At 64.7% G+C, this 10,096-nt stretch carries 22 protein-coding genes; 2 read left to right on the top strand and 20 right to left on the bottom strand.

All coding sequences use genetic code 11. The features are described 5' to 3' along the window. Positions 1–246: 246 nt before the first annotated feature. Positions 247–714 (bottom strand): GIY-YIG nuclease family protein, encoded by a 468-nt coding sequence (locus J2Y69_RS11305; RefSeq protein WP_310020694.1) that lies wholly within the window; start codon positions 712–714, stop codon positions 247–249. 63 nt (positions 715–777) lie between these two features. On the opposite strand from J2Y69_RS11305, the gene J2Y69_RS11300 reads away from it, so the two are divergent. After that, positions 778–972: a hypothetical protein gene (locus tag J2Y69_RS11300; protein WP_310020692.1), complete on the top strand. Its 195-nt coding sequence runs from the start codon at positions 778–780 to the stop codon at positions 970–972. 88 nt (positions 973–1,060) lie between these two features. Next, positions 1,061–1,231, top strand: coding sequence for a hypothetical protein (locus tag J2Y69_RS11295; RefSeq protein WP_310020690.1), 171 nt, complete (start codon positions 1,061–1,063; stop codon positions 1,229–1,231). A 644-nt stretch (positions 1,232–1,875) separates the two neighbouring features. Here J2Y69_RS11295 and J2Y69_RS11290 read toward each other — a convergent pair. From J2Y69_RS11290 to J2Y69_RS11205, 19 genes are all read right to left on the bottom strand, one after another. Continuing rightward, positions 1,876–2,172 (bottom strand): hypothetical protein, encoded by a 297-nt coding sequence (locus tag J2Y69_RS11290; protein ID WP_310020689.1) that lies wholly within the window; start codon positions 2,170–2,172, stop codon positions 1,876–1,878. Then, on the bottom strand, positions 2,169–2,411 hold the full coding sequence (locus tag J2Y69_RS11285; RefSeq protein WP_310020686.1) for a hypothetical protein: 243 nt from the start codon (positions 2,409–2,411) through the stop codon (positions 2,169–2,171). Before J2Y69_RS11285 ends, J2Y69_RS11290 begins: the two co-directional genes overlap by 4 nt. Beyond that, positions 2,404–2,664, bottom strand: coding sequence for a hypothetical protein (locus tag J2Y69_RS11280; protein ID WP_310020683.1), 261 nt, complete (start codon positions 2,662–2,664; stop codon positions 2,404–2,406). Before J2Y69_RS11280 ends, J2Y69_RS11285 begins: the two co-directional genes overlap by 8 nt. Then, positions 2,661–2,921: a hypothetical protein gene (locus J2Y69_RS11275; protein ID WP_310020679.1), complete on the bottom strand. Its 261-nt coding sequence runs from the start codon at positions 2,919–2,921 to the stop codon at positions 2,661–2,663. The genes J2Y69_RS11280 and J2Y69_RS11275 overlap by 4 nt, the downstream gene beginning before the upstream one ends. A 184-nt stretch (positions 2,922–3,105) precedes the next feature. After that, positions 3,106–3,936, bottom strand: coding sequence for a hypothetical protein (locus J2Y69_RS11270; protein ID WP_310020676.1), 831 nt, complete (start codon positions 3,934–3,936; stop codon positions 3,106–3,108). 78 nt (positions 3,937–4,014) lie between these two features. Continuing rightward, positions 4,015–4,233: a hypothetical protein gene (locus J2Y69_RS11265; RefSeq protein WP_310020673.1), complete on the bottom strand. Its 219-nt coding sequence runs from the start codon at positions 4,231–4,233 to the stop codon at positions 4,015–4,017. Beyond that, a complete protein-coding gene (locus tag J2Y69_RS11260; RefSeq protein WP_310020670.1) occupies positions 4,230–4,637 on the bottom strand; it encodes a hypothetical protein in 408 nt (135 codons plus the stop codon). The genes J2Y69_RS11265 and J2Y69_RS11260 overlap by 4 nt, the downstream gene beginning before the upstream one ends. 197 nt (positions 4,638–4,834) lie before the next feature. After that, positions 4,835–5,155 carry a DUF4326 domain-containing protein gene (locus tag J2Y69_RS11255; protein ID WP_396653088.1) on the bottom strand — a complete coding sequence of 107 codons (321 nt, stop codon included), beginning with the start codon at positions 5,153–5,155 and terminating at the stop codon, positions 4,835–4,837. A gap of 40 nt (positions 5,156–5,195) precedes the next feature. Then, entirely contained in the window at positions 5,196–5,693 is a 498-nt protein-coding gene (locus tag J2Y69_RS11250; protein ID WP_310020665.1) for a single-stranded DNA-binding protein, read from the bottom strand. Then, positions 5,693–5,860 carry a hypothetical protein gene (locus J2Y69_RS11245; RefSeq protein ID WP_310020662.1) on the bottom strand — a complete coding sequence of 56 codons (168 nt, stop codon included), beginning with the start codon at positions 5,858–5,860 and terminating at the stop codon, positions 5,693–5,695. The genes J2Y69_RS11250 and J2Y69_RS11245 overlap by 1 nt, the downstream gene beginning before the upstream one ends. Before the next feature lie 103 nt (positions 5,861–5,963). Then, complete coding sequence (locus tag J2Y69_RS18085; protein WP_396653091.1) at positions 5,964–6,299, bottom strand: helix-turn-helix domain-containing protein; 336 nt, start codon at positions 6,297–6,299, stop codon at positions 5,964–5,966. A gap of 216 nt (positions 6,300–6,515) precedes the next feature. Further along, positions 6,516–7,076, bottom strand: a complete 561-nt coding sequence (locus J2Y69_RS11240; RefSeq protein ID WP_310020659.1) for a hypothetical protein — start codon at positions 7,074–7,076, stop codon at positions 6,516–6,518. A gap of 8 nt (positions 7,077–7,084) precedes the next feature. Next, positions 7,085–7,375: a hypothetical protein gene (locus tag J2Y69_RS11235; RefSeq protein WP_310020658.1), complete on the bottom strand. Its 291-nt coding sequence runs from the start codon at positions 7,373–7,375 to the stop codon at positions 7,085–7,087. A gap of 167 nt (positions 7,376–7,542) precedes the next feature. Beyond that, a complete protein-coding gene (locus J2Y69_RS11230) occupies positions 7,543–7,905 on the bottom strand; it encodes a hypothetical protein (protein WP_310020655.1) in 363 nt (120 codons plus the stop codon). Beyond that, a complete protein-coding gene (locus J2Y69_RS11225) occupies positions 7,905–8,450 on the bottom strand; it encodes a hypothetical protein (protein ID WP_310020654.1) in 546 nt (181 codons plus the stop codon). The genes J2Y69_RS11230 and J2Y69_RS11225 overlap by 1 nt, the downstream gene beginning before the upstream one ends. Then, positions 8,425–9,036 carry a YqaJ viral recombinase family protein gene (locus tag J2Y69_RS11220; protein WP_310020651.1) on the bottom strand — a complete coding sequence of 204 codons (612 nt, stop codon included), beginning with the start codon at positions 9,034–9,036 and terminating at the stop codon, positions 8,425–8,427. The genes J2Y69_RS11225 and J2Y69_RS11220 overlap by 26 nt, the downstream gene beginning before the upstream one ends. After that, on the bottom strand, positions 9,033–9,233 hold the full coding sequence (locus J2Y69_RS11215) for a hypothetical protein (protein WP_310020649.1): 201 nt from the start codon (positions 9,231–9,233) through the stop codon (positions 9,033–9,035). Before J2Y69_RS11215 ends, J2Y69_RS11220 begins: the two co-directional genes overlap by 4 nt. Beyond that, positions 9,230–9,790: a hypothetical protein gene (locus tag J2Y69_RS11210; protein ID WP_310020644.1), complete on the bottom strand. Its 561-nt coding sequence runs from the start codon at positions 9,788–9,790 to the stop codon at positions 9,230–9,232. Before J2Y69_RS11210 ends, J2Y69_RS11215 begins: the two co-directional genes overlap by 4 nt. After that, positions 9,787–9,939 (bottom strand): hypothetical protein, encoded by a 153-nt coding sequence (locus J2Y69_RS11205; RefSeq protein ID WP_310020642.1) that lies wholly within the window; start codon positions 9,937–9,939, stop codon positions 9,787–9,789. The genes J2Y69_RS11210 and J2Y69_RS11205 overlap by 4 nt, the downstream gene beginning before the upstream one ends. Between the last annotated feature and the right edge of the window lie 157 nt (positions 9,940–10,096).

The following is a 10,096-nucleotide window of genomic DNA, read 5'->3' as shown; positions in this document are numbered from 1 at the left end:
CATCACAGTACCGCGGCCACATCTGGACATATCAAGAGCGTGTGAATGTCGGATTGTTCCGGTACGCGTCCTTCGCATCGTTGACCCGATCGAGGTCGTCACGGTGAATGCGCTTCGATGCTCCAGTGCCCTTCGTGCGGATGCTGAGCGAGGGGTCCGCAAGCCAACGGCGGATCGTTCGGTGGGACTTCCCGAGGTAGGCGACTGCGCCGCTGGTGGTGAGCCACTCTGGGGCTCGGAGGAGGCTCATGCTGTAGCCAACCCGAGGACGCGACGCTTGACGGCGAGGGAAGCTGATCGCACGGGGTCTTCCGGATGTTCGAGGCTCGTGCGGAGTGTGGTGATCCAGGCGGTGAGCTCGGCGTCTGCACGCTCGAACCATTCGCCGACGACGCGGGCATGGGCGAATTGCTGGTGTCGGGAACGCTCCACGTCGTAGCTGCCGAATTCGAAGGCGAGGAGCTCGTCGTGGGGGAGTGCTTGCATGCGGCCGGGGAGGTCGGTGGTGGTGCCGATCTTCACGCGGCTTCCGAACGCGAGGTAGTAGACCACAGCGTGGGGGCGCATCATTTCTTCGCGGGTGATGACCTCGCGGGGTTCCTGGAGGGCGGCGGCGTCCGCTGCGCAGGTGGTGTTTCTGCACGCGAATGGTCTGTCATCGAAGACGATCACCTGTTGCTGGCAGGCGGGGCATCGGTACCTTTCGAAGCTCATCGCTTCCCCCTCTCGCTATACCTCAGTATAGTGCCTTTTGCTCTACTCCGGTAGAGTGCTCTCATGACCGCTGAGGACGACCTGGCGGCTGCGCAAGCGAAGCTCGAATCCCTCGAGGAGCGGACGCGTGAGCAGCGTCGCTACCGCAACCACGCGCTGCGAGCCGCCCTGGCATCCGGCGTGACATGGAAGCGCGCGGGAGAAGTCACAGGCCTCTCCCCGCGCGGCATCCAGATCTCGATCAAGGAATCCGACTAGCCCTCCTCGTATCGCCCTCCTGATCCTCGCGCCCACCCACGTATGTGCCTCGGGCGCCAGTCCGAGGTCGGTGAGTAGACTCCCCCGCATGAAGGACAGCCAGCGGTACCTGATGGTCGGGATCAGCGGGATGATCCTCTTCTCCGGCACCCGGCTCGCCGACGTGTCGCTCCTCGACGGGCTCGGCTGGGGTTTCGGGCTCATCGGGGCCATCTCCCTCATCCTGGCCGCCGCGACCCAGCACGAGGCCGGGCAGTAGGTCACCCATCACGGCTCCCATCTGGGCGGTTGGTACACGCTTCGAGGTGCTCTTCCCACTCGTCAACGTGCACATGCTCGCCGCACGAGTGGCGCACGAAGTCACACAGCATCTCGGCTCCCATCTGGGCGGTCTGTGTGCCCGTACTCGTCGGGCGAATCGCACTGATCCGACCGGTGCGGCGCGTAGCAGCCGTGGACGTGGATCGGAGCCGAGCATGTGCTCGAACCGTCGCACTCGCCGGGCGCGAACTCGTCGTCCTCACTCCGGTTTGGGCGGTCTGGCGCGCTCGTCAGCGCCTCGATCCGAGCAGCGGCCTCCCGCATCAGATCGGTCGCAGTCTCGCCGCGCCATCCCTGCCGGAGCAACCTCACCAGGGTCTCGTCTACGTGCGTGCTCATCGCTCTGTGCTCCCGTCTGGGCGGTCTGCCCGGCTCCCTGGATGCCGTGCCGTGACGCACTCGGCCAGGTCGTCCATGAAGCGCATGACGCACTCGCACGGGAAGAGCTGGCACGCGCAGTAGTCGCCGCCCGATCCCTGGAGCAGGGTCGACGCAACCTTCCACACATCCCGGATCACCTCCCCCGGATCAGCCGAGCCGTCGTACTCTCCGAAGGCCTTGATCCTCTCCACCATCGTCTGATCAGCCATCGTCTCGGCTCCCGTCTGGGCGATCCGGGATGTTTCGATCCATCCACTCGATACCCGCGACGATCAGCGCGGCGGCCTGCACCAGCTCACTCCGGCTCGGCGGCAGCAGCTCATTGCGGATGCGACCGAGCGCCTGATTCATGAGGTGCCCGAATCCGTGGTCGTCGTCGTGCTCGGGCGTCCAGCCCTTCTCGATCTGGTTCGCACGCTCAGCGGCGATGTCCTCGATTGCCTTGCTCATCGGATCGCTCATGGGCGTGAACTCGCTCGTCGGTGTGTGCTCGCTCATCGCTCTCCCTGCCCTTCCTGAAGAACTTCCCGGTTTCGCTGGACGTGGATTCCCGTGAAGGTCTCCACGCGGAACGCCTCATCCGGGGCGTCAAGGATCGCCTGCGATGCGCGGAGATTGCCGCGCGCGATGCGGCGCAACTCCGAGATCATGTGTTCAGGTGTCTGCCGCCCGTAGTCCATGAACCCGCGCCCCGATGGGAGACTCGGGAGCACCACGGATGTCATGCGATCAGCCACGGTTCTCCACCTCTCCCTGCTCGACCCGCCCTTGCTCGATACGATCGATCTCGAACGCGAACCGCCACTTGATCGAGTCCCGGGCGGCGTCACGCACCGCTTCGTGCAGAGGCAGTGAGCGATCGAGGCTCAGCAGGAACTCCCATTCGGTGGCCAGGGCGAGGCCATTGGCGAGCACATGCGACAGCATCTCGACGTACGGTTCGTAGTGCTCCATCGGCTTGCCGGTGACGGCGGTCTCATCAGCGCTCATCGGTCCTGCTCCTCCACCTCATCGACAGAGCAGTCCAGCATCTCGAAGTCGCCCGGCAGCGGCTCGTTCGTCCGCCAGTCCTTGAGAGCGTTGGCGTTGAACTCATCATCGTTCTGGAGGAGGTTCGTCACGACCTCCTGATCGGTGAAACCCTCAAGTCCGTTGTACTTACGCCAGCTCTCGATCTCCTCGTGGCCGATCTCAACTTCACGCCTCACCGAGTAGCTGATGTCGTAGGTCACGTTCCACTTGCTCATCGGTCCTGCTCCTCTCGGTTCTCTCCCGGGGTGGCCGCCTCGTGCTCGTCATGCGGTACGGGCTTGCCATCGATCACGCAGAAGTCAGCTCGCTGCTCCCGACACCCGGACCGACCACACCCAATACCGCCGAATCGCCTTGAGTACCAGGCATGCCCGAGGCGCTCACACGTAGTCCCACCAGTCATCGGTTCTCTCCCTGCTCGGTGACGGACGCAGCAGCACGCAGAGCGGCACGCATCCGAGTCGCCGTCCCCTCGCTGACGTGATCGACTTCGAGGCCGAAGAACGCGTTGAACGCCGCCAACACCTGCGCGTCGGACGATTCGCCCTGCGGCTTGGGGTCGATCCCATGGTGGTCACGCTCACGAGTCAGCTCGTCATGCACCTCCGGATCGAACCGCTCCCCGCACCCGAGCTTGTGCTGCCCATCCGTACGGCGACACTGAGGACACGCCCCCTGCGGCTCCGGGGCCTTCTCGTCCATCGCCGGCGCGGCGCTCGGCTCTGGTACCTCGGAGCGGCGGAAGCCAGCGTCCAGAGCATCGGAGACCATCCCCTCCAGCGAGTCGATCGCCACTTCCAAGGCTGGTGACACCTTGCCGATGTCGCGCCAGGTCGCGAACCACAGATCGATCACTCGCCTGTGCACTTCCCGCTTGTCGTCGGTTGGGGCTACTCCACTTGATCCACTGGCACCCGCGTTCAAGCCGATACGGGATTCGCTTGAATCGACCGGCTCCGGAGCGGCGGGACGACGGAAGCCAGCAGCCAGGATCCGGTCGGCCAGTATGTAGTCCAACTCCGCCACCTCGTATCCTGCGGGGCTTATGAAGTTCGCGACCACGATCCCAAGTGCTTCCCGCTCGTCGTCGGTCGGGGTGTGCGCCTCCTCGAACACAGCGAAAGCGGCTTTGGCCATGGCATTCCAGGAGTCAGACCATGAGGCTGTGGAAGACCACGCCTTCGCCATAGCCGTCCGGGCTTCCTCGATCAGTCGCTCACGATCAGTCATCGGTCCTGCTCCTCTCGATACGGGTTGTGTTCTGCATAAGGGCTGTTCTGGCGCTCCTGGTTCGTGCCGAAGTAGCCATCAAAGGTTGCCCTTGTCGTACCCGACGAACCACGCCTCGGCTCGCACCTGGGCGATGAAGCGGTTCAGGTACGCATCGGCTTCTGCGATCTCCTCATCCGAGATCTCGTCGACCGGGGCGTTGGATGTTCCCCACCAGTAGCCCAGGCGGTGAGCGACAGTCACTTCGGTCAGCATTTGCTCCGGCGAGTCCAGGCTCGGCGGCTCGCGATCAGTCATGATGCGTTCTCCAGTTCTTCGAATTCGTTCTGGTCGAGCACGTGTCGGCACTCGTCGTTGGAGCACTTCACGGTCACGTCGCCCTCGAACCAGGCCGGCGGGTTCCAGATCAACTGCTGCTGGCATTCCGGACACCGGACGCGGTGAATGCGGTGGGGGCGTTCGACGATCTCGTGCGCCCGGTATGCGCGTTCCGCGGCGGCAGCGAACTGGATTGCATCCTTCGCGCCTTCCTCGGTCGAGATCCACATGTCGATCGATCCGAACGCGGTCAGCGACAGTAGGTGCCGGTGGCACTCGTCGACCGCGAGGAACGCCCCGGTCAGGTTCACGTGCCCGTCCGCAGTCGTACGGATACCGGCGGTATCCCGCTGCACCGCCTTCGACAGACCAAGTGCGGACACTCGGCGTTCGAACTCGTCCCACCGGGTGTATGCGTGCTCGAACCGGTCGTGGTGCGACTGGCACAGGAACCCACGCTCCGCAGGCCGGAAGTAGCATCCCCGACAGTCGTCATTCGTGCAGGTCTCCAGGTGCACACCGGGCTGGTGGCAAGGGGCAACCGACGGAACACCAGGCCAAGAAACCACGCAGAGGATCGTCATCGTGCGCCCCCGTTCGCGAGCTCCAGCAGGACGTCGGCGTGGCAGGGCTGGTCGAGCGGGCACCAGCAGGCGAGGTTCTTCCCGGCGAGCGGCGAGGGGTCTGGCAGGCCGTGACGGTCGTCCTCTTCCATCCATGACTGGAACAGATACACGGCGAGATCGCGGGCCTTCGCCTGCGAGACGATGTGCTGCTGCACGCCCAGGTTGCCGATCGACACCGCCCAGCACAGACCGCCTACCGAGCATTCGACCTGTTCGATTCGGAAGGGGTTTCCCCACTTCGTCGGCCGGGCGACGCTGACCGTGTTCGACGGCATCCGCCAGCCCTTCCGGCGCGACAGCTGTACACGGATCGGGTCAGAATGGGGCGTTGTCTCCAAAGTCCCCACCTCCCCACGCGTCTGTCTGAGCGCCCGCCAGGGGTGTGGTGGCCCATCCGGTGTCGGTTGCGGTTTCCGTACGTCCACGGTCCGCCTGGCCGCCCTCTGCGCGTGTCGCGCGGGTGACCTGCGCCGTCGCGTAGCGGAGCGAGGGGCCGATCTCGTCGACCTCCAGCTCGATCGACGTGCGCTGGTTGCCCTCGCGGTCCTGGTAGGAGCGCTGCTTCAGGCGTCCGGATGCGATGACCCGCATGCCCTTGGTCAGCGAACCCGCCACGTGCTCGGCGAACTCGCGCCACACGGACGCGCGGAGGAACAGCGCATCGCCGTCCTTCCACTCGTTCGCCTGACGGTCGAAACTGCGCGGCGTCGATGCGATGGTGAAGTTCGCCACCGGCAGCCCGTTCTGCGTGTACCGCAGCTCCGGCGCGTCGGTCAGGTTGCCGACTATCGTGATGATCGTCTCGCCGGCCATCAGTTCTCGCCCTTCTCGTAGTAGATCCCGGCGTCCTTCGCGGCCTGGGCGATGCGGCCTGACGGACGGTCATCGAATCCCTCATCGTGTCCAGCGGCGGGGGTGACGTTGATCGTGACGCCCATCGCGGCCAGCTTCTTCATGTGCTTGTCGAGCTCGGCGCTCATCTTCATCTCCTTGTCTTGCGCCAGTACCAGCGCAGCAAAAAGGCCCCGGATCGTTTGATCCAGGGCCGTACGATCTCCCACCCGATGAGAGTCAGGAACGTCCTCATGTTGGGGTCCGTCCCGCCGTTTTGGTGGTCGTGATTTCGTTGAATCGCCTGGCTTGCGCGGCGTATGCACCGCGCTCTTCGCGCGTCCACGAGCGTCGGTCCGGGAACCATCGACGGATGGTTGGCCCGGTGACACCCAGAGTCCTCGCCACCTCTGCGAACGAGCAGCCGTCATCGAGTAGCGCCGCAGCATGGTCGCGATCTGATCGGGGTCGGGGATGATGTGGTTCCTGGTGTTGGAGGCCGAGCCTCTCGCGCCACCGAGAAGCGGTGCGGGTTGAGACGCGGAAAGCGTCGGCGATCTGCGCGAGCGATGCCCCCGCCTGTTCCATCGCCCGGAACCGTTGCTCCCAGTCCTCGTCGTGCGTCTCCGCGAGGGCAAGATCGGATGACTTCACTGAATCTCCCCATGGAAAAGGCCACTACCCGTTCTGCTGGGTCAGTGGCCTGTGGATAACTCTTCGCTCTCAGCGAGTGAGAATCTTTAGATTCGTTGCGGGTTGCTTGTTGCTGTTGCACGTTGCTAGTTGTAGGCGGCTGGTAAACCGCTACCCTGCCGTGCTCGATTCGCTAGGTAACGCACTGGGTAAACCGCTGAGGAAATACGCCTGACCGGCAAGCGGAAGATCGGTCTCCATGGTCTTCGCACTCACCGCGTTCTGTCTCAGGATCGTCTTCACCTGAGGCTTCTCCCAGGCGGGCCAATCACCGTGCGCTTTCTGTAGGCGCTGGAGCTCGTAGACGAGCGCTGCCCGGATCTTCCGTGACCCGATGACCCCGTACTCCTTCGCCATCGTCACCGACAGTCGCGGGTTCTTGAGGATCGGATCGTGTCTCAGATACGACCGGATCATGGCTTCCTCGGTCGTCTCGTCGATCACAATGAAGTGGGCGTCGGAGAGCTCAGAGGCGGCGAGCAGCGTATCCCGAGCGGTGTTCTCGGCGGCGCGTTGCGCCATCCTGCCGACATGCCAGTTGACGACCCCGCAGTAGTTCAACGTCGGGTCCGCCAACAACGTCATGTACAGGTGTTGTGCCGGGACGGTCAGGTTCAGCCAGTCGTCATCCGACCAGATGTCATGCCGTAGCTGGCCGTACTCCTTAGCCATCTCGCACCTCACGCGCCATCTTCTGGCCTCCCTTCGCTGACGTGTCTTCGCACGGTGGCGGAGACGAGGTAGTACCACTCGCCGTCGATCGCCTGGACCGGTGTTGCCTTCGAACGGTGCAGGGTGGCGGCGTTCGTTGCGGCCTTCTCGACACGCAGGCCGCGCTCGATCAGGTCCGCCCGGACGATCGCCCCAGCATGGGTGGTCTGCGCCTCACCCGAACAGCCGGGGAGCATCATCAGACAGAACCCGCCGTCACGTTCGATGACGCGCTTCTTCACCGTGACAGAGACCGTCATCGCTCTTCCTTTCCGTGGCAGGCGCACGCGTACCTGCGGGCGCAGAAGTATGGGGTTTTGCAGCACGAGGGCCGACACCGGCCGGCCGGGTCCTCATGGGGACGGGTCGGTGGCACCGTCCCAGGGATCACGCGAGTCATCCGACGCCCCTTTCTCAGTCGTGGCCATCAGTCGGTGGTGTCGGCGTAGAGCTTGGCTTCGGCGCGCTCAGTGGAGACCTCGGAGCGGAGGGCATCAGCGACAGCCGCACACCACCGCAACCGGGCCTTCTTCGCCTCGATGGACGACTCGGCGGCCCGGTACTCCCTATGGAGCCGGTACGCTTCCTGGTCGGCGTCAGCGACCCGTTCGGCAGCCGCCTGAGACAGCTTCTCGTCGGAGCTCTTCGCGTTCTCCATGACGACCGCACGCCGATACTCGAGGTCGGCCTTCTTCTGCCCGTACTCGGAGATCACCGCATCGAACGCTTTGATCTCCGAGTCCCAGCGGACAAGATGCTGGTTGAGTCGCGCTTGCGTGGGGAGAGGCATCAGGCGGTCTCAAGCTGCTTGCGACGTGCGGTGAACGCGGTCTTGACGTCATCGGTGAACCATCGGTGCGCTTGACCGTCGTAGAGCGCCTGGAGCGCCTCCATGCTGTCGGCCGTCGCGAGGAGTCCCCGCCATCCTTCTGGTGGGGACTCCTGCTTCGGCTTCGACCCTGCATCGGCCTGCCGGTTGCGGACCTCCTCAGAGGACGCGACACCCTGCTTCGTGTCGACGGCGAGGGCGGCGACCATCGCGCGGCCCCAGGCCGCCGTCTCAGCGTTCTGCACCTCACTGTCACGGGTGAACTGGGTGGGCCCGGGCACAGGCTCCCAGGCGGTGCCGACTCCGGGGAGCCGGTCATCGACGGACCGGTAGGCGAACGCCGTGTACACGACCCACGTCTTGCCGCCGAATTCCCGGAACTCCACATCGACCAGATGCCCGTCGGGGGCGACCCTGGACAGGGACCCGTCGGGGAACTTGCCACGGAACTCGACGATGCGGCTGGCGACATCGATGTAGTCAAGCGGCCCTTTGTATTGCGCCATCGCGCGCCTCCAACATCTCGGTTGCGACCTCGATGAGGTCTGCGATCATCTCTTCGTCGCGGCCGATCCACACCGACCGCGGTTCGAACCAGGCCAGACGGAACCATGCCCCGTCTTCGACACGGCGGTTCCAGAGGAACAAGCACCGCTCCGCGCCCGTGACATGCAGCTGCCACTGCACCTGGCGGCGGTACCGGATCGGGATGCCGGTGATCTTGACCAGTGCGGAGTCCCACGGGTCACCGGGGGCTTTGCACTCTGCGATCAGCCGGTGATCCAAGGACAGCCCGTCCGGGGACGCCAGATGCCGGCCGTCCCTGTCCGACGCGATCACCCAATCGATGGGGAGTATCCCGTGCTCGGAGTGGGCGTACCGCATCATCTGTGGTTCTGCCTCGACCCCGAACTGCATATAGACGTTCTGCTCCACCGGGGTGGGGCTCAGCCACGCCTCGATCGCTGCCTGGCGGTCTCGTTTCGCGGCGACCTCGGCCACAGCGGTCGCGGTCACACCTAGGCTGCGTGCAGCGAACCATGCAGGTTCGTCGTTGCCTCGTGAGACGAGGAACCTGGTTGCGTCGATCATGCGGCGTCCCGGCAGATAGGGCAGTCGCAGACCCCGAACTCGTCACGGTGGCGGGCCTTCGTGAACCGCCGTTCCGCGCGTCTCACCCGATCCTGCGCCCGGGCAATCCTCGCAGGGTCGCCGGTCGCGGATGCGGCGTACAGGGCGTCCTCCGCCTCACGGAGGGACTCTTCGGTGTTGGCGACCGTGAAGCTCACGACGCATCCTCCGGCCAGATACGACGGGCACTCTCGATGGAATCGGGACGCACCCAGTAGGCCGAGCCGTCAGTCAGCGATTTGAAGTAGATCTTCATGACGCCCTGCGACGGCTCTTCGAAGACCGCGTAGGCGTCCTCGCCCGGGAACTGCTTGATGTGGAGCGCCCAGACCTCGCCCGGCTTCGCGTCTTCCCAGGGCTTCCGCTCCGGGTGAGCCTCGAAGTAGCGGAACGCCGCACCATAGGTGCCCGTGTCCGTCGCCTCCACGTTGCGGTTCAGCCACTTATGCGTTCCATCGCGTTCATCCACGATGCGGACGGTCTCGCCCCCATCCACCGGATAAGCGATGTAGTACGGCTCCAGGGCGTCACGCCACCGCCCCACCGCCTCATCGCGCTCATGCTGGAAGAACTCGCGGAGAGTCTGCCACCACTCCGACTGAGGCATGACCTGGAGAATCCCGCACGACTCATCCCGAGTCCCATGCTGGAACTGCACCGTTCCTCCATCTCGGACATAGACGGTGATCCCGTTGCTTGCGGTGAAATTGCTCATGCTGCGCCTCCGAGGTCTTCCTCTTCGGCGCGGTACAGGGCTTCCTCCGCCTCGTCGCGGCGGCGGATCGCGGCGGCCAGCTCTCCCTCGGCGCGGATCACCGCGGAACGGGCGGCAGACAGGCGGTAACGTGCAGTGTCAACAGTCATCGGGTGTCCTTTCGGAAAGCGCCGCACGCCCAACACACAGTCAGGAACGCTCCGGCGAAGAGGATCGCGACGGCCAGAGAGCCGACGCTCGGAGGGATGAAGAACAGGACAGCGGTGCACTCCAACGCGAGAACGACCCCCATCCACAGGAACGCGG

The sequence above is a fragment of the Microbacterium resistens genome, from assembly GCF_031456305.1.
GTDB classification, from domain to species: Bacteria; Actinomycetota; Actinomycetes; order Actinomycetales; family Microbacteriaceae; genus Microbacterium; species Microbacterium resistens_A.
The sequence above is the reverse complement of the archived record's forward strand: the minus strand, read 5'-3'. Positions and strand labels throughout refer to the sequence as shown.